Raw genomic sequence first — 22,352 nt, 5'->3', positions numbered from 1 at the left:
AGGGCTGCTGCCGTGACGGGATGGTTCGAAGAGCGCGCCGGACTGGCGGGGTCGGTCGCCGTGATCACCGGGGGCGCAGGAGGACTCGGTGAGGCGATCGTGCGTGACCTCGCCGCGAACGGTGTGCGGCCGGCCGTGATCGACATCGATCGCGATGCCGTGGCGGCACTGGCTTCGTCGTTGCGCGAGCAGGGAATCGACGCGATCGTGCGGCACGGCGACGCCCGCGACCCCGACGCGCTGTCCGCGCTGTTCGACGACGTCGACGAACGCTGGGGACGGCTCGACACGTTGGTGAACATCGTCGGCGGCACATTCCGGTCGCCGTTCGTCGACACCAAGCCGAAGGGCTGGGACGCGCTCGTGCGCACCAACCTCTCGCACGTGCTGCACGCGTGTTCGCTCGCGGTGCCCAGGATGAAGAACGGTGGTCGCGGCGGCAGCATCGTCAATCTCACGACCATCGAAGCGCACCGGGCCGCACCGGGTTTCGCCGTCTACTCGGCCGCGAAGGCCGCCGTCGAACAGTTCGCCCGAACACTCGCGGTCGAAGTGGCACCGGACCGGATCCGCGTGAACAACGTTGCGCCGGACTTCGTTCCGACGCCGAACCTCGAGCGGCTCGCGGTAGGGGAGCACGCCCTGGCCGATCCGCGCAGTGCGGCGATCGCGATTCCGATGGGGCGCGTCGGGCACGTCCACGACATCTCCAACTGCGTCGTGTTCCTCGCATCGGGTCTGTCGTCGTTCATCACCGGCACGACGCTGCATCCGGACGGCGGGACCCTCGCGTCGTCCGGATGGTTCAACTGGCCCGGGCACGGCTGGGCGAACTATGCGCCCGCGGACGTCCTGGAACGGACAGCGGACCCCGCTACCGACGGCTAGGGCCGCATTCCGGCCAGCATGATCGACACCAGGCGTGGGACGAGGTCGGGCGCGACGGTCCGGATGGCCGCTGGTTGGGGGCGGGTGATCATGCCGATCCCGAGGACGAGTTCGAGCGCGCCGAGATCCGCGCGGACCGCGCCCGCGGACCGGGCGGAGTCGAGCACGTCCTCGACGCCGGCGAGCGTGATCTCCTGTGCCCGGCGCACGGACTCGGGCAACTCGTGCGCGACGAACTCTGTCAGAGCGCCCGACAACGCCCCCAGGTCCAGTTCGACGAGTCGCTGCACGTACTTCGCCCAGGCTGTGTCGGGCGCCGCATCGAACGCGTCGAGGGCATCGGCCGCCGCTGCTTGCATGTCGCCGAGGATCGCCAGCGCCACCTCGTGGGCAAGCGCGCTGCGTGATTCGAAGTTCCGGTACAGGGTGGCGATGCCGACGCCTGCGGCCTCGGCGATGGTCTCCAACGCGATGTCGCTCCCGTGGGCGGCGAACAACCGTCGTGCCTCCCGGACGATTGCCTGACGACGCTTCGCGGCATCGGAACGCATCTGTAACTCCTCGGGCGCTCGGTCCTGACGGGCGTTCTTGACATCCCATTCTAAACGGAGAATTATTCTCCACATAAGTGGAGGATTTTCATCCGGTTCAAGACCGGAACAATAAGGACGAGGGAATGACACAGATCGACACGAAGTCCCCGGCGGCAGCCGAGGAGGGCGCTTCCGGACGCACCCGGAACCCTGCCGCCATGCTGCTCGCCATGTGCGCCGGCCTCGGCGTGATCCTGGTCCTGCTGCTGATGGTCTTCATCCTGCCGTCGCTCGAGAGCGGCGCCCACGACCTGCAGGTGGGGGTGGTGGGAACCGATACCGCCCAATTCGAGCAGGCCCTCGGTGAGGCTGCCCCGGGTGCATACGAGACGCAGCGCTTCGAATCCGACGAGGCCCTGCGCGACGCGATCCGTAACCGCGAGGTCGTCGGCGGGTTCGTCGTCGAGAGCGGCGACGTCCACGCCCTGGTCGCCAGTGCCGGTTCGTCCGCGATCTCCGGATCGCTCACCGGCACCGCTCAGACCGTGGCCCGGGCGACCGGGTCCGCCGTGTCGGTCGAGGACGTCGTTCCGCTGCCCGCGTCCGATCCAACCGGCATCGGCATCGGTGGACTCGCGTTCCCGCTCGTCTTCGGCGGCATCGTCCCGGTCGTCGCGTTCCGGAAGGTCTTCCCGCGCGGCAACGCGTGGTACCTCGCGGGCCTGGTCGGCTTCGCCGCGCTCGGCGGAATCGCAGTGTCCGCTGTGCTCACCTACTGGTTCGGCAGCATCGAATCGGGCATGTGGCCGGTCGCGGCGGCGCTCACTCTGGGCATTGCAGGGCTCGCCCTTCCGCTGGCTGGTCTGCAGAAAGCGCTCGGTGCCAAGGGATTCACACTCGGCGCGATGACGATGATGTTCCTCGGCAACCCTCTGGCCGGCATCGCCACCACGTCGGCGTGGCTGCCCAGCGGGCTCGGCACGTTCGGCCAGATCCTGCCGCCGGGTGCAGCCGGAACCCTGGTCCGCTCGGCCGCCTACTTCGACTGGGCCGGCGGATCGACGGCCGCACTGACTCTCGTGACGTGGGTCGTCGTGGGCCTGGCGCTCTACGCCGTGGGCGCGCGTCGCGCACCCGCCGAGGCGCAGGCCTGACACCTGCCCGACCCGGATTCGGCCGGACGCCACATGGGCGTCCGGCCCAATCCGTTCAGGTTGCGTTCGTCCGTTCGGGCGCTCGCCAGACGTCACCGACGCCACGAGGTCCCACTCCCCGGTCGAGAGCGACGAGCAGAACCGCACAGCCGAGCCCCGACAGGGCGACACTCGTGCCGAACAGAGCGGGATAGCCGAGCAGCTCACCTACCGCACCCGCTGCGAAACCGGCGATGCCCTGGACGACCACGATCGCGCACGCCATCAGCGTGTAGTCGCTGCCCGCGTGGTCGCGATCGGCGGCGTCCATCATGAGCGTGAACACGGCCACGGTCGCGGCGCCGCCGAGGATGTGCTCGGCCAGGCTCGCCGAGACGATCAATCCGAATCCGCCGACCCCGAGCGACGCGACCAGATACAGCGCCACGCTCGCGGTCTGCGTGACGCCACCGATCAGCAGAGCCCTCCGCCGGCCCCACCGCGAACACATCCACGCGCCCATCGCGGCACCCGCGAGTGCACCGACCGACGACAGGACGCCCTTGATCAGCGCGATCTGCCCGAGGGACAGACCCGAGTCCGACATGAAGGGGCCGACCATCGCCGACCCCATCGAGTCTCCGAACTTGAAACCGCCGATCAAGAGGATGAATGTGACCATCCCGGGCCGACGTAGACGCGTCCACCACCCGGCCGCCAGCCGGACCGGGGTCGTCGGCTCCTGAGCGCTGCGCACCGACGTCTGCCGCATCGTCCACACCGGGATCGTCGTCACCAGCAGCAACACGGCCATCGTGACGAACAGCGCTCGCCATCCCGCGATGGAGAACAGCCACAGCAACGCACCGCCGCCCACGATCATCCCGATTCGGTAGGCGCCCGCCTGAATTCCGTTGCCGACACCGCGCTCTCGCGGGCCCAGCAGCTGCACGGCGAGCCCGTCGGTGGCGATGTCCTGGGTCGCCGACACCGCATTGACGACCGCGATCCCGACCAGGAGCCAGCGCAGCGACGACTCGAGATCCACTGCCGCCATCGAGAGGGTCACCGCCGCCGACAGCAGCTGCAGCGTCAGCAGCCACCGGCGGCGGGTGCCGTAGTGGTCGACGTACGGCGCCCACAGGAACTTCAGCGCCCACGGTGCGAACAAAACTCCGGTCGCGCTGATCGCGATCAACGAGAATCCGGACTCCCGGAGCACCACGGGCAGAGCCTGGGTGAAGAACCCGAACGGCAGGCCCTGCGCGAAATACAGGGCAACGAGCAGCACCATCGTGGACACAGGGATCGTGCCCAGCCGGGCCACTGATTTCATGGGCACATCCTGGCAGAGCCGTCGCCGCGGGCGACTCGACGGGCACGTCGCCGTCGCCGATTCGCCCGGGTTGCCAGGCAGTCGCAGCACCCGGGCCGCAAGGTTGCCTCGACGTTACGACTTTCGCCGACCTCCGGCGCGGCCGCAATCGGTCGGATACGGTCGGGGGCACACCGGATATGCGAAGAACGGATGCCGATGCCGCTGTACGAATTCCGATGCGCCGACTGCGGTTCCTTCGATCTCTCGATGTCGATGAGCGAGGTCGGGCCGGCCGCGCCCTGCCCCCGTTGTGCCCGATCGGCTCCGCGTCTGCTCGCCGCGCCGCGCCTCGGTCGTGGCGGATCGGCGGCGATGCGTGCACACGATGCGGCAGAGCGGACGGCGTCCGAACCCGGCGTCGTATCGGGTGCACTGCCGGGGAGCTCGCGGCGACCGCCGCGGCCCGTTACGACGGATCCCCGGCACCGCTTGCTTCCTCGCCCCTGAAGTTGCCGATCAAGGAGGTTTCGTGCCCGACGTCATCTTCCCCCTCGACTCGACCCGCCGCTTCACCGACCAGGACAAGATCGGTCACAACCGCTGGCACCCCGACATCCCGCCCGTCGCGACCGTGAAGCCGGGGGACTCGTTCCGGGTGCACTGCCGGGAATGGTTCGACGGGGCGATCCACAACGACGACTCGGCCGACGACATCCGCAACGCGCCGCTGCACACCGTGCACGCACTCTCGGGACCGTTCGCCGTGGAGGGCGCGAAGCCCGGCGATCTGCTGATCGTCGACATCCTCGACGTCGGCCCGATCCCGCAGGAGGACTCCGGCCCGCTCGCCGGTCAGGGCTGGGGCTACACCGGGATCTTCGCCAAGCCCAACGGTGGCGGCTTCCTCACCGATCAATTCCCGGACGCGTACAAGGCGATCTGGGACTTCTCCGGACAGAAGGCGACGAGTCGCCACGTCCCGCACGTGTCGTTCACCGGCATCGTGCATCCCGGATTGATGGGGACGGCCCCCTCGCACGCTCTGCTCTCGACGTGGAACACGCGCGAAGCCGCGCTGATCGCCACGGATCCGGACCGGGTGCCGCCGCTGGCACTACCGCCCGAGCCGGACGGCGCGATCCTCGGCAGTCTCACCGGTGCGGATTTCGACCGGGTCGCGGCAGAGGCGGCACGGACCGCGCCGCCGCGCGAGAACGGCGGCAACCAGGACATCAAGAACCTCACCAAGGGGAGTCGGATCTTCTACCCGGTGTTCGTCGACGGCGCGAATCTGTCGGTCGGTGACCTGCACTTCTCGCAGGGCGACGGCGAGATCACGTTCTGCGGGGCCATCGAGATGGGCGGCTTCATCGATCTGCGGGTCGACCTCATCCGGGGAGGCATGGAGACCTACGGGGTGAGCGAGAACGCGATCTTCATGCCGGGCAACACCGACCCGCAGTTCTCGGAATGGCTCGCGTTCTCCGGCACCTCGGTCACCCTCGACGGCGAACAGCGCTACCTCGATTCCCAACTGGCATACCAGCGGGCATGCCTGCACGCGATCGACTACCTCACGAAATTCGGATACAGCCCGGAACAGGCATATCTGCTGCTCGGCGCGGCACCGATCGAGGGAAGATTGTCGGGGGTCGTCGACATCCCCAACTCCTGTGCGACGGTGTACATTCCGACGACGATCTTCGACTTCCCCGTGAAGCCGACGGCGGACGGCCCGGTGCGGATCGATCCGGGTGTGGGAGCACCGCATTCGCCCGCATGATCGGCGTCGCCGTGCCGGTCAGAGGAAGGCCGGCGGATCGTAGCGCGGTTGGAACAGCAGGATGTCGTCGGCCCCGGGTACCGCAACATCGACGGTGAGGCCGTAGCCGTCGTCGCGTACCTCACGGGTGAATCGTGCACCTTTCGAGGACAATTCGGCCATCGTCGATTCGAGGTCGTCGCACATCAGCGAGATCGAATGCTGACGAGGCGAGGTGTACTCGACGCCTTCGTGGACGCCCGACGTCGGGTGGACGCCGAGTTCGGACGGTCCGGTGCGGAAGATGAGCCAGCCGCCACCGGTATCGACGGAGAGGAACCCGAGGATGTCGCGGAAGAACGCGCGGGTCGCGTCGGGGTCGTCGGAGTAGACCAGAGTGTGTACGCCGGTGATCATCGGTTCACGGTACGGCCGGAAGCGCGCTCTCGCTGCCGGAATCGTGTATCCGCAGGTCAGGTGTGCGGCGCGGTCAGGTGTGCAGCATGGTCAGTCGACCGGCGACGTGGACTTCGTCTTCCACCACGACCACAGCGCGGTCACGATGATCGCGCCGGCGATGGAACCGATGATGCCGCTGGGGCGCAGCGCCAGACCGTCGCCGGCGAGCAGGCTGATGATCAGGCCACCGGCGAACGAACCGCCGACACCGGCAACGAACGCCAGGGTCCAGTCGATTCCGGACTTGGACTTGCCCACGACGAGCTGTGCGACCGCGCCGACGAGCAATCCGAACAGGATGATCCCGATGATCAGCATGCCGGGAGTATAGGCAGCAAAACCCGAGCAGGCCCGGTATTGCGGGGCTCGCGGCGTTACTCAGCTTCCGCCCCAGATGTCCTCGAGGAAGCGGTGTTCTGCGCGCATACCGGACAGCCAGGTCTGCGCTTCGTCGACCGAGCAGCCGCGCTTACCTGCCACGATCTGGCTCAGGGCGGCACGAACCCCGGGAGCGAGCGTGCGGGCGTTGCCGCACACGAAGATCGACGCGCCCTGCCCGATCAGATCCCAGATCTCGTCCTGGTGGGCGAGCATCTCGTCCTGCGCGTACCGGCGGCCCTCGCGCGGTTGCCGTGAGTACGCAATGTGCACCCCGACGTCGGCGCTCGACGCGTAGGACTCCAGTTCGTCGGAGTAGATGTCGTCGTATCCGGGGCAGCGGCAACCGAAGAACAACAGCGAACGGGCCACCGAACCACTCCGTGCCTTCTGGGCGGCGCGTTCCTGGAGGAACCCGCGGAACGGTGCCAGCCCGGTCCCGGCCCCGATCATGATCATCGGCACACTCGGATCGGACGGCGGGTAGAACGGGATGGTCGGCCGACGGCGGAAGACGAAGATGGTGCTGTTGGGTGCCATGTCCGCCAGATAGTTCGAGCACACACCCGCGAACGGACGACCATCACCGCGAGCCGGGGCGCGCAGCACCCCGGTGGTGAGGCTGCACGTCGCCGGATCGGTCGCCGGCGACGACGAGATCGAGTAGTACCGCGGCTGCAGCGGTGGCAGCAGATCCAGGTACTTCTCGAACGGCACCGTGCAGGCGGGGAAACGCTCGAGCAGGTCGAGAACCGAGACGTTGGGCAGGGCGACTTCGTCGCGGTACTGCTCGTCGTCGAGGAGGTCCGTCAGTTCGGCGCGTTGTTCCGGATCCGCGGTGTGCTCGGCGAGCACCTCGATGTCGGCGCGGGTGGCGCAGGCCTGCAGTTCGACGCAACTGCCCAGGATTCCCAGCAGCGGGGTGGATTCGTCGACCGGCAGGTGGGTGTGGGTGCCGGGGTCCGCGACGATCGTGAGGTACATCCCGGCATCCAGGCCGAACCGCCACATCACCCGCCGGATCAAGTCGACGCTGTTGCGCGGCAGCACGCCCAGATGATCACCGGCGCGATAGTCCATGCCGTCGGGCAGCGCGACCTCGACGTGCCGGGTGGATCGAGGCTCGGGAACGGTGGCACCGTCGCGCACGAGTTCCCGGTTCACCCGGACCCGGGCGGGGACGGCTCGATAGGACAGGACGACGGGATTGGCGAGCTGACGGTTGACGATCGAGATCGACATGCCACCGCCGTCCGGAGGTGCGACGGCTGCCGAGGGCAGATCGAGGGCGGTTTCGAAGTCCGACCACAACTCCGAATGCCACTGCCGGTACTGGGCGTCGAAGTCGCCGTGTGCGTCGCCCGCACCGCGCGGGCGGATGCGTTGCGCGCCGTGCCGTTCGAGTTCCGTGTCGATGAGGGTCGGGACCGCCTGATAGGTGGCGGCCCAGTCGGTGTCGCCGCAGCCGAACACGGTGTATCGCACGGCCGAGTACGCATCGTCGGGCAGCGACGGCTCGCGCAGCGCCGCGACGAATTGTTCGGCGTTCTCCGGTGGCATCCCGTTGTACGACGAGCACACCACGATCAGCGACGACGCCGTACGGGCGGCATCGATGTGGTCGTCGAGCGTACCGGCGGTCACCCGGAATCCGTGTTCGGTGCCTTCCCGGGCGAGTTTGTTCGCAATGCCTTCGGCGGTACCGAGATTCGAGCCGAACAGGATCGTCAGCGGTGTGCCGTGCCCGGCGCCGGGAGCTGCGGGCTCGACGACAGGCTCCGGGGTGGGCGCGGTGTCTGCGGCGACAGGAGCCGCGGTGCCGAGTGTGTGCCCGGCGCGAGGTCGTACCCGGATGTAGAATTCGTCCGGTTTGACGGTGAGCGCGGTCCGGGTGTGCAGCCGATAGTCGCGATGATCTTCGAACTCGAAGCGTTGCAGGAGCATTCCGAGGACGAGCGTGGCCTCCTGCATCGCGAACTGCCGTCCGATGCAGGCCCGCAGTCCGGTGCCGAAGGGCTTGTAGGCATTTGGGGGCAGCGCCTGCTTGCGTTCGGGGGTGAAGCGGTCGGGATCGAATGTGTCGGCGTCGTCGCCCCAGACGGCCGGGTCGCGGTGCAACGCTTGGATGATTACGGAAAGTCCTGTGCCGGCGGGGATCTCGTAGCGTCCGGCGAGGATTTCGTCCTGGCGTGGTGTGCGCGTGAACATCGGTGCGGTGGGCCACAATCGGAGCGTCTCGTCGAGAATCTGCGTGACGTAGGTGAGGCGGCGGATCTGTTCGTATCCGGGTTGTGGATCGTTGCCGAGCACCTCGTCGACCTCGGCCCGTGCACGGTCGGCGATCTCGGGGTGCTTCACCAGGAAGTACAGTGCGAACGAGAGCAGGCCGCTGGTCGTCTCGTGCCCGGCGATCAGGAATGTCAGGCACTGGGCGACGATGTTCTCGTCGGGAAGGCCGAGACCGCTCTTCGGATCGACACCCTCGAGCATGCGGCCCAGCAGGTCCGTATTGTCGGCGTCGCTTCCGCGTCGGCGACGTTCCGAAATGAGCCCTTGGACAAGGGTTTGCATGTACTCCTGGTCTTCCTGGGCCCGCCGTTTCGCCTGGATGTCCAGGCGCCGCTGAATCGGCAGCTGGCGGGCGCGTTTCTGCGCCTGGGCCAGCGAGCGGACCATCGCCGCGACGAACGGGTGCGGTGTCTCGCGATAGAAGGAGTTGAAGCGGTAGTCGAACCCGCACAGGGCGATCGTGTCGAGGGTCAGTGCGGTCATGTCGACCGGGACGTTCACCTCGTCGCCGGGATTGAGACGCGACCACTTGTCCATCAGCTGGCCGGCGATGTCCAGCATGCGCGGGACGTAGTCGCGCATCGCCTGCTGGCTGAACGGCGCCATGAGGATGTTGTGGGCGCGATGCCACAACGGGTCGTCGGTTGCGCTGGTGAACAATCCGGATCCGGCGACGCTGTTGCGGAGAGCGCCGAGCCCGGCACCGACCTGCTTGTCGAACCGGGTGTCGTCGCACAGGTCGTCGACGAGATCGGCGCCGGAGACCATCACCCGGGTCCCCATGGGCAGCGACAGCTTGTAGATCGGGCCGTATTCGCGGGCGAGCGCGATGAAGCCGTCGATCGGGCTGTGGGTGTCGATGTCCAGCAGGTTGCCGAGCCACGGGAGTCCGTGGGGGCCGGGAAGGTCGTCGAGTCCGATCGGTGTCGTCATGGGTTGCTCCGAGCGAGGGAAGCCCTGGCTGTCGCGGTCGCGGATGCAGCGGCACCGGTGAGTGCCGGAGCAGGGGAGGACGTCCGCCGCCGGGGTCGGGCCGGGGTGGCGGGATCTGCGGTCCGATCGGATCTCGGCATCGACAATCCTCACCGTTGCAGGCAGAACGGGAACGATCGAGCGAAATTTTACTCGGTCTCGCGCGCCGATTCCGGGCCCTCGGATACCGGACGGAGTCACTACGTGAACAACGACCAGGTGGATGCGATCGCCCCGCCGTCCCACCCGCCGCCGCAGGCTCCGCCCGATCGCGGTGGGTAGGCTGCCTGCGGTCGCGCCCGGTGCCGCCGCGCAACCCCGCGCGCTCGAGGCGCTCGGCAGCGGGTTCTTCACGGCCTTCCTCGTGGTCGCGGCCGCCGCCCCTGGCCCCCGCGCTGCTCAGCTGCTTCGGGCTGCGTGGAGTGCGCGAGGTTCGGTCCGGTCGCGGCTGCGGACCGAGTCTGCTGCGGTCTCCGACAGCGGACCTGCTGGGGGAAAGCAGAGTCGGCGCCGATCGTGGGTCAGTTCCGCTCGGTGAGTCGGATGACGGGAAGCTCGCGGTCGGTCTTCTTCTCGTAATCGGCGAACCCCGGGCTCGCGCTGACGATCTGTTCCCAGGCGCGCTCTCGTTCGGCGTCGTGAAGTTGCTCGGCGTCGACGGCGACGGTGCGTCCTTCGACCTCGATGCGCACCTTGTCGGGGTTGGCCGCGATGTTGTAGTACCAGCCGGGATTGCCGGCGGCGCCGGCGGCCGAGGCGACGATGAGCCGGCTGCCGTCCGGACCGGGAAACCAGTTGACCGGCGTCGAACGTTCCTGCCCCGTCTTGCGGCCCACAGTGGTGAGGATGAGGGCATTGCTCCCGCGGAAGCGGCCACTGCGCCGGATGCGCCCGGCCATCAGTTTGTTGACCAGACGGAACAGGGGACCGGACGGCTGGCGGGCACCACGAGTTCCCGCGGGGGTGTCGAAGCTCATGGCTGTGTCCTTTGTTCGGGTGTCGGTCGCGGCACGGATCAGCCGCCTGCGCGAGCGCGGAGTTCGCGTCGACGTGCCGAGCGCCGACCCCGCAACCGCAGCCGACTGTAGGCGAACAGCGCGAGCACGACTCCGACCAGCATCAGCATCCCGATGTTGAACAGCCACGCCGACGCGGTGTGCTGCCAGAGCGCATCGGCCTCGGCCGTCGGATCCTTCGCGCGAAGGTCGACGGTCGAGGCCGATGCGGCGTATCCCCAGCGTGCCGAGAACAGCCATGACAACTGTTCGAGCACGACGCGGCCGGTGATCGGGATCAGGCCCCCGCTCATCACCAGCTGCACCATCACCGCCACGACGAGCATCGGCATGACCTGCTCACTCGACCGGGCCACCGCGGACAGGGCCAAGCCGAGGACGACGCACGAGCACGTGGTCAGCGCGATGTCCACCATCAGTTCCACGGCGCCGACCGGAATCAGGGAGCCGGGGCCCGGAGCGCCCTTGCCGGCCATGACCACCAGCACCAATACAACGGACTGGACGATCGCCGCCGCACAGAACACCAGGATCTTGGCCCACAGATAAGCGGAGGGTTGCAGTCCTGCGGCGCGTTCCCGGAAGTAGATCTGCCGTTCGCCGACGAGATCGCGCACCGTCAGCGACAGGCCCATGAAGCAGGCGCCGAGGATCAGCAGGATGAGGATGAACGACAGCTCTCCGGGTTCTTCACCGGGGGCCGGGAATCCGAAACCGTCGTCGCCCGGCACGAGAATGGTCAGGCCGCCGAGGACGAACGGCAGCACCGACAGGAAGATCAGGTATCCGCGGTCCGCGCGGATCAGTCGCAGCTGCCGCCGCGCCACCGTGCCGAGTTGTTTCGTCCGCGACGTCTGGGCCGGTTGCGGCAGCGGACCGGGCTCGGTCGCCGGTGGCTGCTCGACCAGGGTGCTGCGCGCCAGGTGATCGGCGTACACGGCGTCGGGTTCGGCCGCGACCCGGGCGAAGATCTCCGCCCAGTCGGTACTGCCCAGCGCCGAACCCACCTGCGCGGGCGGGCCGACGTACGCCGTCTTGCCGCCCGGTGCCAGGAGCAGCACCTGATCGCACATCTCCAGATAGGACAGCGAATGCGTGATCACGAGGATCACCCGGCCCAGGTCCGCGAGGCGCCGCAGGGTGGCCATGATCTGCCGGTCCAGGGCCGGGTCCAGCCCGGACGTGGGCTCGTCGAGGATCAGCAGCGACGGACCGGTGAGCAGCTCGAGGGCCACCGACGCCCGCTTGCGCTGCCCGCCGGACAGATGATCGACACGGGTGTCGGCATGCTCGGTGAGCTGCAGTTCGGCCAGCACATTCGCGATGGCCTCGTCCCGGTCCGAACGCGTCGTGTCCGGCGGCAGCCGCAGTTCCGCCGCATAGCCGAGTGCCTGCCGCACGGTGAGCTGCCGGTGCACCACGTCGTCCTGCGGGACGAGCCCGATCCGCGACCGCAACGCCTCGTACTCCGAGTGCACGTCGTGGCCCTCGAATTCGACGACACCGTCGGTCGGGCCGGTGGTTCCGGAAATGATCCTCGCGACCGTCGACTTGCCCGCCCCGGACGGGCCGATCACGGCGGTGAGCGTACCGAGCGGGGCGGACAGGCTGATGTCGTCCAGAAGTCGCTGCCCACCGGAGATCGTCAGACCGACGCCGTGCACACGCAACCCGACCGTGGGTGACGGCTCCTCCTGCCGTGGCACGAGGCGATCGTCGTGTACCACCAGATCGGTGTTGCCGATGGTGACGACGTCGCCGTCGCGCAGAGGCGTGCGGGTCACCGCTTTCCCGTCGACGTACGTGCCGTTGACGCTGCCCAGATCCTCGATCTCGAGGCCCGACGGGCCGGTGTGCAACGCCGCATGGACGCGGGAGACGAGTACGTCGTTCACGACGATGTCGCAGGTCCGGTCGCGTCCGATCGAACGCGCGCCGGCTTCCAGAGGGCGTCGCTTGCGGCGCGGCGCGGGCCGCATATCGTCGGCGCGCATCGTCCGCCACTGCTCGATCATGCCCTTCCGGGTCCGTGTCGCGGACGGGTCGGCCACGCTGATCTTCAGCGACGGCGCGGTGAAGGGGCCACCGCAGCGCACCACGACGGAGTCGGTCACCGCGATCCGATCCACGCGGTGGCCGTCGACGAACGTGCCGTTCTTGCTGCCCGAGTCCGTGACGTACCAGCCGTCGTCCCACAGCACGCGGGCATGTTCACGGGAGACCATCGGATCGGCGATCGTGATGTCCATGGCCTCGTCCCGGCCGATCCGCACCTGGTCGGGCGCATTCACGACGGTGCGGCCGCCGTCCCACTCGATCACTACCCGGCCGTTTCCGATGTCCATCGCGTCGGCCTCCCGTTCAGTTGTCGGGACGCAGCACCAGGCGGGTGCCGCGCGCCTCTCCGGCCTCGAGGCGGCGGTGGGCCTCGCCGGCGGCGCTCAGCGGTAGCTCCTCGATGTGCCGGGGACGCAGCACCCCGTCGGCGAGCAACGTGGTGACGTGCCGTGCCGCTTCGGCCAGCTCGTCGGTGGTGGCGTTGCTGATCGCGAAGCCGAGCAGGCTGCGGTCGCGGGGGTACAGATCGCCTGCCCGGCACTCGAGTTTCCGGTCCATCCCGGCCATCACCACGATCCGGCCGCGCAGCGCGAGCAGCTCCAGGGCGTCGGAGAGGTCGAGCCGGCCGGAGGTGTCGACGAGCACGTCGACACCGTTCGGAGCGGCGGCGCGCAGTTGCTCGATCAGGTCGGGAGCCGCATAGTCGAACACCTGCGCCGCGCCCGCCGAACGGCACCATTCGTGGTCCTGCGCGCGCGCCGACGCCAGGACGCTCGCACCGGAGCGCGCAGCCATGGCGGTCAACGCCGAGCCCACATGCCCGGCGCCGCCGGCGACGAACACCGTGTCGACCGCCCGCAGACCGGCGTGGGTGTACAGGGCGAGATGCGCGGTCGCCGCGGGGTGCGCGACCGCGACCGCGACGACCGGATCCACCCCTTCGGGCAGTGAATACACCCGTTCGACCGGAGCGGTCGTGTATTCCGAGGTCGGACCCTGCCGGCCGTCGTGCCCCAGGCTGTTGCACCACACGCGGTCGCCGATGTTCGGGGCCGTCACGTCGGCGCCCCGGTCGACCACGGTGCCCACGACGTCACGTCCGATCACGAACGGGAACGTCATCTCGGTTCGGAACCGTCCGGACCGGACGAAGGTGTCGACGTTGTCGACCGCGACCGCCTCGACCCGCAGGAGCACATCACCGGGGCCGCATCGCGGAACGGGCAACAGGCCGTAGCGAATCGCGTCGACGCCGCCGAGCGATTCGACGTAGGCCGCGTGCATGTGTTCCGGGGCGGGCACGAATCCGATGGTACCGACCGGGCCGGTCCTCTCCGGGTGGTTCGCGAGGGTTCGCGGGCGCCCGATCCGGGCGCGGCGGGATACTCGGACCGTGACCGCTCCGCTGTTCGCCGGCGAGCCCCTGGCCGGGATCGCCCTGGTCGTAGCGCTGGCAGCGTGGATCGTCTCCGAGGTTCTCATCGGGCGGAGGCATCCGCCGTCCGCGACGAACCCGGTCGGCCGCGGAACCGGTGTCGCCGTCGGGCTGGGCCTCGTCGCCGTCTACGTCGGCGGTCCCGTTCTGAGCCTGACCGTCACGGAAACGACGATCACCACCGCGCCGCTGCTCCTTTTCGTTGCCGGACTGGCGATTGCGTTGGCGGGGCAGGGATTCCGGCTGCGCGCGGTGCGGGAACTCGGTGCGTCGTTCACCTTCGAACTGCAGACGGTCGCGGGTCAGCGGGTGATCGACACCGGGCCGTACGCGCGGATCCGGCATCCGTCGTACACGGGAGCGCTGATCTGTGCGCTGGGATTCACTCTCGCATATACGAATTGGCTGGCGCCCCTCACGGTGCTCGTGCTGGCCGCCGCCTATGTGGTGCGGATACCGGCGGAGGAACGCATGCTCGTCGACGCGCTCGGCGACCCCTACCGCCGCTACATCGCCCGCACGTGGCGGCTGATTCCGCACGTGCTCTGATCACGGTGGACAGACGGCGGCGACAATCGTTCGCGCCACCCAGTCCGCATACCGGTCGAGTGTCCAACCCCGTTCGAGGACCAGTCGCTCGTAGGTGTCGATCGCCAGATAGTTCCACAGAACATCGCGAACCTCGTCGAGGTCGACGCCGGCACGAAGCTGTCCGGTGGCCAGGAAGTGCCCCCCGAGCATCGTCGCTGCGGTCAGCCCCTCCTCGCTCAGTTGCCGCCACACCGGGGTGAGCGAGTCGTCCACGTGCCGTCCGTCGCGAATGAGGATCTGCACCTTCGCCGATCGTTGCTGCCGGCGGGCCAGGGCGTGGACGAATATCTCGATCTTGCGGCGCACGTCCGGTTCGGCGAACATCGCCTGCTGCTCCGGACGTTCGGCGACCGGCACCGGTTCGTCGTCACCGGCGATCACGAAGTCGAAGACCGCCTTCGCCAGCGCCGCCTTGCTGCCGAAACTCTTGTAGAGACCTTTGACCGAGACACCCGCCCGGTCCGCGATCCCGGCGAGGGTGGTGGCCCGAAAGCCGTCGCGTTCGAACAACTCTTTCGCGGCCACGACCACGGCGCGACGTCGCTCGCAGGCCTGTTCCTGCCTGCCGGAGGCGTCGTATCGCCTCTTGACTTCGGCCATCACCGCTCCGATAATTTGGGTACAACCTGATTGAACTCAATGTATCAGGTCCGCCACCGCGAACTCCGCCACCGCATCCCTGAACATCGGAGCAATCTGTCGAGCCTTTGCACAAGAGTCGTAATCCGTTGTGCGGCAGAAGGCTTCCATGAATTCGAGGGGCTGAGCGGACGAAGGAAAGGAGAGGGCCATGGACATGGAGCGTCATGAGCCCGCCGATACCCGAAGCATGGGGATCGTCCACAGCGCTCTGCGTCGCGATCTGGAACGAACCCGGCTGGTACTGGTGTCCGAATCACCACCCGACGAGCGACGCCGACGAGAGCTCGCCGACCACATCGTGTGGATGATGCGTGCCCTGCACTTGCACCACACCGCCGAGGACGCCGGACTGTGGCCGCTGATCCGGGCCAGGAATCCCGCCGCGAGTGCACTGCTCGACGAGATGGCGACCGACCATCGGGGGATCGCTCCCGCGATCACCGCCCTGGAGGCGGCCGCCCGGGCATACCGTGAAGATGCCGGCGCGCGGGACCGGTTGCTCGGCACGCTGGCCGGGCTCACCGAGGTCCTGTTGCCGCACCTTCGGCGTGAAGAACTCGAGATGATGCCGGTCGTCGGCGCCACCCTCACCACAGCCGAGTACCTCGCCGTCGAGAACGAGTACTTCGTCAAACCGAAGGGCATCGTCGAGCTGGGAGCCGAAGGACCCTGGATCGTCGACGGCGCCACCCCGGAGGACTGCGATGTGATCCTGCACGTCATCCCCGCCGTCCCGCGCTTCGTTCTCATGCAGACCTTCGGCCGGAGATACCGCCGCAAGGCTGCGAGGTTGTGGAGCGATGGACCGGCGGCGGCTGTACGCCCGCTGAAGGTCTCACCGGGGCGGGACGATGTCGCTTCGGTGGAGCCGAGCCCCCTGCGGGACGGAACCGGCCGGATCGGCAGCCGAAATCTCGCCGATTAGTTCGATCAGTTCGATTGGATTGTGTCGGAAAGTGATTCGGACTCACCTCCACGTGGGGGAGCGCCGCGGCTACGCGGCGAACCCTACCGGGCGTCTGTGCCCGGACCGTAGAGCCGCGCCACGTCGGGGGAGTCGAGCCACTTGGAGTAGGTGGGCGATTGCGGCCATCCCTCGGGGGAGTCCTGCCATTCCTCCTGCCGGCCCCACGGCAGGATGTCGAGCAGGGCGAAGGTGTAGCTGAGCTGTTCGGTGCCGCGGCCGGTGGTGTGCCAGGTGCGGTAGACCTTGTCGCCGTCGCGGAGGAACACGTTGACCGCGAAGTCGCCGCCGGGCGGCGCGTCGACGTCGGCGCCGAACGAACTCTCCGAGGACGAGTACCAGTCCATCCTGTTGCCGACCTTGGCCTTGTAGGCCAGGGCCTCGTCGATGGGCCCGTTGGTGACGATGACCATGCGGGCGTCGTAGTTGTCGAGGATGCCCAGCCGGGTCCACTGCGTGGAGAGGCTCGTGCATCCGCCGCACTGCCACTCCGCGCCGTCGGACCACATGTGGTGGTAGACGATGAGTTGCGAGTGGCCCTGGAACACGTCGACGAGGCGAATCGGGCCGTCCGGGCCGATCAGCGTGTAATCGGGCAGTTCGACCATCGGCAGCCTGCGGCGCTGCGCCGCGATGGCGTCGAGTTCACGGGTGGCGGCCTTCTCCCGTCTGCGCAGGTCGTCGAGCGCTTCCCGCCAGGTCTGCCGGTCGACGATCGGAGGTAGGGCACGGGCGGTCTGCTGGGTCATGATCTCTCCCCAGGGGTCGAATGGATCTCTTCTCCAGTGTCGACCGGTTTCGGACCCGAAAGTCATCGCGGCGCCCGTCGAGACCCGACGCAGGCCGGGGAGGTGGCCGGCACGACCACTCGTGCCGGCCACCCTCGAGTGCTATTGCGCGGTGTATCCGCCGTCCACGACGAACTCGCCACCCGTGATGAACGATGCCTCGTCGCTCGCCAGGAAGGCAACGAGTCCGGCCACTTCGTCCGAGGTGCCGAGCCTGCCCATCGGGGTCACCGCGACCATGTGCTCGTGTCCCTGGTCCCCGAGGGTGGGAGTGTCGATGAATCCGGGATGTACCGAGTTCACGCGGACACCTTCCTTGGCCCACGCGATCGCGGTGTTCTTGGACAAGGTCCGCACGGCGCCCTTCGCGGCCGCGTACGCCGGTGCGGACCCGAAGCCTCCGACGATGCCGAACATCGAACTGACGTTGACGACCGAACCGTAGCCGGACGACTTCAGAGCGGAGCTTGCCGCACGCTGACCGAGGAAGACGCTGGTCTGCGTCACCGCGATGACACGGTTGTAGAGCTCCGTAGCGGTGCCCTCGATCAGGTCCGGATGGGCGATACCCGCGTTGTTCACCAGGATTCCCAGGGAACCGAAGGTGTCGACCGTCTCGGCGATTGCCCCGTCCCATTCGGCTTCGGACGAGACATCCAGGTGTCGGTACACGGCACGGCCGCCGCCGGCCACGATCGACTGCGCAACAGCGGAACCCAGGTCGTCCTGGATGTCGGCGACGACGACGGTGCCTCCCTCGGCGGCGAACCGTTCCGCAACCGCACGGCCGATGCCGCTCGCGGCGCCGGTCACCAATGCCACCTTGTTCTCGAACCGATTCATCGACTCGCTTCCTTCTCGCGGAGTTTCTTCCGGGGCTGTGTCAGATTCCGACTGCGACTCGGCCCGCGGTGGCGCCTCCGTCGACGATCAGATCGTGCCCGGTGACGTAGTTGGCGTCGTCCGAGGCGAGGTACAGGATTCCCGTGGCCATCTGGGACGGATTCGCGGCGTATCCGATGGGCTGGAGCTTGTCGAGGACCTCGACGATGCCCTCCACGTCCGGAACCATGCCGCTCAGCATCGTCCCGGGCGAAATCGTGTTCACCCGAACACCCTTGGGTGCGAGTTCGAGGGCGCAGGCCTTGGACATTGCTACCACGGCCGCCTTCGTACCGCAGTAGACGGCCATGCCCTCGGTGGGCAGGTACCCGCCGTTCGAGGCCGTGTTGACGATGACACCGGAACCTTTTTCCGCCATCACACGGCCTGCCGCCCGCGTCCCGTAGAAGATCCCCCCGAAGTTCACGGCCACCACGCGTTCGAAATCCTCGTTCGTCGTGTCGAGAAGCGGTGCGGCGGAGTGGACTCCGGCGTTGTTGCACATCACGTCGAGTCGCCCGTACTTGGCGACGGTGCCGGAGACCAGCGCCTCGACCTCGGCCGGGTTGCCGACGTCGGTGCGGACGAATTCGGCGCCGATCGCCTGCGCTGCCGCCTCACCCGCCTCCTGGCTGATGTCCGCCATCACCACGCGAGCGCCCTCGGCGACCATCAGTTCGGCGGTCGCTCGGCCGAGGCCGGAGGAAGCACCGGTGACGATGACGATCTTGTCCTGCATGCGGTTTGCCATATGTCGGCCTTTCGAGTGGTCGTGCGGTGGGGTGATCGGCGTCTGCGTCACACGGACTGCGGGTCGAGGCGGCGCTCGGCGAAGACCGCCTCGCTGCGCTTCTTCAGCGCGACAGCGGTGTCGTCGAAGGCGCGCTTCACCCACGCACCGCTGTCGGCCATGATCTGGTGTGCTTCCTCGCCGAGGAAAGCGTCGGTGGAGTAGTAACGGCACCGGGTCTCGTCGATCGGCTCGATGACCTGATCGCGCCGAGCGGCCTGCGCGGAGACCTCGGTGGGTCGCAGTTCCCACGACAGCAGACGCTCCGGCACCACCGCGCAGACGTATTCGGTGTACGGGAAGGTCTCCGTGGCTCCCGAGTAGTCGGCCAGTGTCATGTTCACCGGCGCACCGATTTCCAGTGTCGATTCCACCGCGATGCAGAAGGGGTTCCAGTTCGGGTAGTTGCCGAGGTCGGTGAGGACCTCCCAGACGACACTCGCGGGGGCGTCGATCTCGACCTCGACGGAGCGAACAGTGGTAGCGGAATCGTATTGGGGGATAGGCAGTTCGGTCATCGGTCCTCCGATAGTCAGCGGATGAGGGTTCCCAGGTCGACCGGAATCTGAGCTCCGGTGATGTGACGAGCTTCGTCGGACAGCAACCAGGCGACGGTTCCGGCGATGTCCTCTGCGTCGGTCGCCTCGTCCGGCAGGGCGTTCATGAAGATCGGACCGAGGGTGGCGGCATGGTCGGCGATCATCTGCTGCATCTCGACGGGCTGCATGTCGGTGGTCACCCCGGCGGGGTGCACGGTGTTGACGCGGATGCGGTGCTGTCCGAGTTCGTTGGCCAGCGTCTTGCACAGGCCGACGACCCCGTGCTTGCTGGCCGAGTATGCGGCGACGAACGGCAGTCCGCGCAGACCCGCCACCGAGCTCGTCATGACGATGGCGCCACCCCGGCCCTGCTCGAGCAGGATCGGCACGGCCGCCTTGACGGTGTGGAAGACCCCGGTCAGGTTGATGTCGATGGTCTCCTTCCATTGCTCGAGGGCGTGCTCCCAGGTGGTGGCGGCGGTGCAGACACCGGCATTGGCGACGACGATGTCGAGGCCGCCGAGTTCGGCGACGCCCTCCGAGAGTGCCTGCTGGAGCGCGTCGAAGTCGCGGACGTCGACCTCGCGGGCGACGATGCGCCGGCCGAGCGCTTCGACCTCCTTGACGGTGACGGCCAGATCGTCGGGGGTGGCGCCGGGATAGGCGGGGTATTCGAGGGACTTGCAGATGTCGACCGCGATGATGTCGGCGCCCTCGCTCGCGAGCCGGACGGCTTCGGCGCGACCCTGGCCGCGGGCGGCTCCGGTGATGAATGCGATCTTGCCTTCGAAGCGGCGTGTGCTCGTCATGATGTTCCGTTCGGAGAGGGAATGGTCGTGGTCGGGGTCAGGCGAAGGACGCGTGTCCACCGTTCAAGACGGCACCGCCGTCGGTGGTGACGTCGAAGCGCGCGCCGGTGGCGTCGCCCCAGGCGCGGACCTGCGCGGTGTCGCCGGGGAAGACGGGTGCCGCGAACCGGCCGGACAGGGTCTTCAGGTCGGCCGGGTGGGCGCCGAGCATGTCTGCGAGAGGCAGGGTGGTCGCAGCGAGGGTGCACAGGCCGTGCAGGATCGGACGTGGTTGCCCGATGCGTGCTGCGGCGTCGGGATCGATGTGGATGTGGTGCCGGTCGCCGGTGAGGCGGTAGAGCGCGGCCTGATCGAGATCGGTCGTCAAAGTGCCGACGACGGTCGGGTCCCCCTCGGGTGCGGACGGTGCCGACGGACCGCGATCACCGCCGAATCCACCTGCGCCGGGGGCGAACAGCGCCCAGGTGGCCACGAAGTAGTCGCTCTCGACGACCACTTCGAAGACCGCAGCACGGCCCTTGTCCCAGACCTCGCCGACCCGTGCCGACATCGAGATCTCGCCGGACCGGGGCAGGGGAGCGAGCACGTCGAGACTCTGCGAGCCGTGGAGCGCCGTCTTCGTGTCGAACGCCCCGAGTGTGCCCAGCGCATCGGGTGCCCACTGTGCGAGGGTCAGGGCGAAGGTGGGCAGGACGCGGAGTCGGTCCTCGAAGACCAGGTCGAGGTCGGTGGCGTGGGCGCCGACCGCCAGCGCGTACAGGACGGCGTCGCGCTCGTCGTAGCCGACCACTCGGGTGCCCAGGTCGAGGTCACGCCACCGGGTGGGGGTCGACGTCGTTTCGGTCATCGATGGAGATCCCTTCTGGTGTTGACGTCGCGCGTGTGGCGTATCTGCCGCGTCACACGCGCGCCGGGGTGAATCGCGGATAGTCGAGGTAGCCCTCGGCGCCCCCGCCGTAGTAGGTGTTCGGGTCCGGTGCCGTCAGTGGCCACCCGTTCTGCAGGCGTGCGACGAGGTCGGGGTTCGCGATGAACGGTTGTCCGAAGGCGGCGAGGTCGATCAGGTCCCGCTCGAACAGTTCGTCGGCGTACTCCTGCGTCATTCCGCCGGCAAGGATGATCGTTCCCCGGAACCGGGCACGGAAGGCCGTGAGGAAGTCGATGTCGAGAAGCCGACCGCCGGCAGGACGCTGGTCGATGAGGTGGATGTAGGCGAGGTTGCGGCGCGACAGTTCCGAGGCCAGGTACAGATAGGTCTCTGCGGCCTCGGGATAGGCGGGCATGTCGAACAGTTCGCTGAACGGGGAGAGCCGGATCCCGACGCTGGCGGAGCCGAGTACGTCGATCACGGCGTCGACCGTCTCGAGCAGGAACCGGGCACGATCGGTGTAGGAGCCGCCGTACCGGTCGGATCGGGTGTTGGTCGCGGGGTTGAGGAACTGTTCGAACAGGTAGCCGTTGGCTCCGTGCAACTCGACACCGTCGAAGCCTGCCACCTCGGCATTGGTTGCTGCACCGGCGAAGTCATCGACGACGCGGCCGACTTCCTCGGTGCTCAACGGGCGGGGATCACCGACGTCGACGAAGCCGACGTTCCCGTCGTCGTCGAGCGCGAAGATCTTGCTCTCCGGAGCGGGCACGGCGCCTGCGCTGACGGGTCGTCCGCCTTCCGGCTGGAGGGAGATGTGCGACAACCGGCCGACGTGCCAGAGCTGGGCGAAGATCCGCCCGCCCTCGCTGTGGACGGCGTCGGTGACCGTGCGCCATCCGGCGACCTGCGTCGGCGACCAGATCCCCGGGACGTACACGTATCCTTGCGCTTCGGGGGAGATCGGTGTGCCTTCGGTGACGATCAGTCCGGCAGTCGCCCGCTGGCGGTAGTACTCCGCCGTCTCCGCGGTCGGGATCGTGTCGATGCACCGTGCCCGTGTCATGGGCGCCATCACGAGACGATTGTCGAGGACGAGTCCGCCGAGCCGATGGGTGTCGAACAACCGAGTCAACGCTGTCTCTTTTCTGGAGGAGGTCTACGACTCTTGTTCACGGCCGCGGCGCGGAACTCGACCGGACCGTGGTGTCCGGAGATCGATTCGCGACGGAAAATAT

The 22,352-nt window shown here is 68.0% G+C and carries 22 protein-coding genes; 6 read left to right on the top strand and 16 right to left on the bottom strand.

The window, feature by feature from the left end:
• The first annotated feature begins 12 nt into the window (after nucleotides 1–12).
• Nucleotides 13–888 (top strand): SDR family NAD(P)-dependent oxidoreductase, encoded by an 876-nt coding sequence (locus tag ACWDTS_RS01000; protein ID WP_450117364.1) that lies wholly within the window; start codon nucleotides 13–15, stop codon nucleotides 886–888.
• Here the strand turns inward: ACWDTS_RS01000 and ACWDTS_RS00995 are convergent.
• Nucleotides 885–1,439 (bottom strand): TetR/AcrR family transcriptional regulator, encoded by a 555-nt coding sequence (locus tag ACWDTS_RS00995; RefSeq protein WP_450117363.1) that lies wholly within the window; start codon nucleotides 1,437–1,439, stop codon nucleotides 885–887. The genes ACWDTS_RS01000 and ACWDTS_RS00995 overlap by 4 nt on opposite strands.
• 125 nt (nucleotides 1,440–1,564) lie before the next feature.
• Here ACWDTS_RS00995 and ACWDTS_RS00990 point away from each other — a divergent pair, with 125 nt between their 5' ends.
• The gene (locus tag ACWDTS_RS00990; RefSeq protein WP_450117362.1) at nucleotides 1,565–2,575 is read left to right on the top strand and encodes an ABC transporter permease; all 1,011 of its coding nucleotides are present in this window, start codon (nucleotides 1,565–1,567) and stop codon (nucleotides 2,573–2,575) included.
• A gap of 55 nt (nucleotides 2,576–2,630) precedes the next feature.
• On the opposite strand, the gene ACWDTS_RS00985 is transcribed toward ACWDTS_RS00990, so the two are convergent.
• A complete protein-coding gene (locus ACWDTS_RS00985; protein ID WP_450117361.1) occupies nucleotides 2,631–3,890 on the bottom strand; it encodes an MFS transporter in 1,260 nt (419 codons plus the stop codon).
• Between the two features lie 192 nt (nucleotides 3,891–4,082).
• Between ACWDTS_RS00985 and ACWDTS_RS00980 the strand changes: the two genes are divergently transcribed.
• Both ACWDTS_RS00980 and fmdA read left to right on the top strand, forming a co-directional pair.
• Nucleotides 4,083–4,379 carry an FmdB family zinc ribbon protein gene (locus ACWDTS_RS00980; RefSeq protein ID WP_450117360.1) on the top strand — a complete coding sequence of 99 codons (297 nt, stop codon included), beginning with the start codon at nucleotides 4,083–4,085 and terminating at the stop codon, nucleotides 4,377–4,379.
• Nucleotides 4,380–4,401: 22 nt separating this feature from the next.
• Entirely contained in the window at nucleotides 4,402–5,655 is a 1,254-nt protein-coding gene (fmdA, locus tag ACWDTS_RS00975) for a formamidase (RefSeq protein WP_450117359.1), read from the top strand.
• An 18-nt stretch (nucleotides 5,656–5,673) separates the two neighbouring features.
• Here the strand turns inward: fmdA and ACWDTS_RS00970 are convergent, their stop codons facing one another.
• The 6 genes from ACWDTS_RS00970 to ACWDTS_RS00945 form a co-directional block, all read right to left on the bottom strand.
• Nucleotides 5,674–6,051 (bottom strand): VOC family protein, encoded by a 378-nt coding sequence (locus ACWDTS_RS00970; RefSeq protein ID WP_450117358.1) that lies wholly within the window; start codon nucleotides 6,049–6,051, stop codon nucleotides 5,674–5,676.
• Nucleotides 6,052–6,141: 90 nt separating this feature from the next.
• Entirely contained in the window at nucleotides 6,142–6,411 is a 270-nt protein-coding gene (locus ACWDTS_RS00965) for a GlsB/YeaQ/YmgE family stress response membrane protein (RefSeq protein WP_450117357.1), read from the bottom strand.
• A gap of 60 nt (nucleotides 6,412–6,471) precedes the next feature.
• Nucleotides 6,472–9,693, bottom strand: a complete 3,222-nt coding sequence (locus tag ACWDTS_RS00960) for a bifunctional cytochrome P450/NADPH--P450 reductase (protein WP_450117356.1) — start codon at nucleotides 9,691–9,693, stop codon at nucleotides 6,472–6,474.
• A 560-nt stretch (nucleotides 9,694–10,253) separates the two neighbouring features.
• Entirely contained in the window at nucleotides 10,254–10,709 is a 456-nt protein-coding gene (locus ACWDTS_RS00955) for a nitroreductase/quinone reductase family protein (RefSeq protein ID WP_197257981.1), read from the bottom strand.
• Nucleotides 10,710–10,747: 38 nt separating this feature from the next.
• Complete coding sequence (locus ACWDTS_RS00950) at nucleotides 10,748–13,093, bottom strand: FHA domain-containing protein (protein ID WP_450117355.1); 2,346 nt, start codon at nucleotides 13,091–13,093, stop codon at nucleotides 10,748–10,750.
• Between the two features lie 16 nt (nucleotides 13,094–13,109).
• Nucleotides 13,110–14,108, bottom strand: a complete 999-nt coding sequence (locus ACWDTS_RS00945) for an NADPH:quinone reductase (protein WP_450117354.1) — start codon at nucleotides 14,106–14,108, stop codon at nucleotides 13,110–13,112.
• Nucleotides 14,109–14,199: 91 nt separating this feature from the next.
• Here ACWDTS_RS00945 and ACWDTS_RS00940 point away from each other — a divergent pair, with 91 nt between their 5' ends.
• On the top strand, nucleotides 14,200–14,790 hold the full coding sequence (locus ACWDTS_RS00940) for a methyltransferase family protein (RefSeq protein ID WP_450117353.1): 591 nt from the start codon (nucleotides 14,200–14,202) through the stop codon (nucleotides 14,788–14,790).
• On the opposite strand, the gene ACWDTS_RS00935 is transcribed toward ACWDTS_RS00940, so the two are convergent.
• The gene (locus tag ACWDTS_RS00935; protein WP_450117352.1) at nucleotides 14,791–15,432 is read right to left on the bottom strand and encodes a TetR family transcriptional regulator; all 642 of its coding nucleotides are present in this window, start codon (nucleotides 15,430–15,432) and stop codon (nucleotides 14,791–14,793) included. It lies immediately after the preceding gene.
• A 190-nt stretch (nucleotides 15,433–15,622) separates the two neighbouring features.
• Here ACWDTS_RS00935 and ACWDTS_RS00930 point away from each other — a divergent pair, with 190 nt between their 5' ends.
• Nucleotides 15,623–16,399 (top strand): hemerythrin domain-containing protein, encoded by a 777-nt coding sequence (locus tag ACWDTS_RS00930; protein ID WP_450117351.1) that lies wholly within the window; start codon nucleotides 15,623–15,625, stop codon nucleotides 16,397–16,399.
• An 83-nt stretch (nucleotides 16,400–16,482) separates the two neighbouring features.
• Here ACWDTS_RS00930 and ACWDTS_RS00925 read toward each other — a convergent pair whose 3' ends face one another.
• The 7 genes from ACWDTS_RS00925 to ACWDTS_RS00895 form a co-directional block, all read right to left on the bottom strand.
• Nucleotides 16,483–17,187 (bottom strand): DUF899 domain-containing protein, encoded by a 705-nt coding sequence (locus tag ACWDTS_RS00925; RefSeq protein WP_450108206.1) that lies wholly within the window; start codon nucleotides 17,185–17,187, stop codon nucleotides 16,483–16,485.
• A 141-nt stretch (nucleotides 17,188–17,328) separates the two neighbouring features.
• A complete protein-coding gene (locus ACWDTS_RS00920; protein WP_450108205.1) occupies nucleotides 17,329–18,069 on the bottom strand; it encodes an SDR family NAD(P)-dependent oxidoreductase in 741 nt (246 codons plus the stop codon).
• A gap of 40 nt (nucleotides 18,070–18,109) precedes the next feature.
• Nucleotides 18,110–18,859 (bottom strand): SDR family NAD(P)-dependent oxidoreductase, encoded by a 750-nt coding sequence (locus ACWDTS_RS00915; RefSeq protein ID WP_450117350.1) that lies wholly within the window; start codon nucleotides 18,857–18,859, stop codon nucleotides 18,110–18,112.
• Between the two features lie 47 nt (nucleotides 18,860–18,906).
• Nucleotides 18,907–19,416 carry an SRPBCC domain-containing protein gene (locus ACWDTS_RS00910; RefSeq protein WP_450108203.1) on the bottom strand — a complete coding sequence of 170 codons (510 nt, stop codon included), beginning with the start codon at nucleotides 19,414–19,416 and terminating at the stop codon, nucleotides 18,907–18,909.
• Nucleotides 19,417–19,430: 14 nt separating this feature from the next.
• Nucleotides 19,431–20,246 (bottom strand): mycofactocin-coupled SDR family oxidoreductase, encoded by an 816-nt coding sequence (locus tag ACWDTS_RS00905; RefSeq protein ID WP_026061840.1) that lies wholly within the window; start codon nucleotides 20,244–20,246, stop codon nucleotides 19,431–19,433.
• Nucleotides 20,247–20,283: 37 nt separating this feature from the next.
• On the bottom strand, nucleotides 20,284–21,093 hold the full coding sequence (locus tag ACWDTS_RS00900) for a MaoC/PaaZ C-terminal domain-containing protein (RefSeq protein ID WP_277370492.1): 810 nt from the start codon (nucleotides 21,091–21,093) through the stop codon (nucleotides 20,284–20,286).
• A 52-nt stretch (nucleotides 21,094–21,145) separates the two neighbouring features.
• A complete protein-coding gene (locus ACWDTS_RS00895) occupies nucleotides 21,146–22,249 on the bottom strand; it encodes an alkene reductase (RefSeq protein ID WP_430716616.1) in 1,104 nt (367 codons plus the stop codon).
• Nucleotides 22,250–22,352: the final 103 nt, after the last annotated feature.

Source organism: Rhodococcus sp. NPDC003383 (assembly GCF_053589115.1).
The sequence above is the reverse complement of the archived record's forward strand: the minus strand, read 5'-3'. Positions and strand labels throughout refer to the sequence as shown.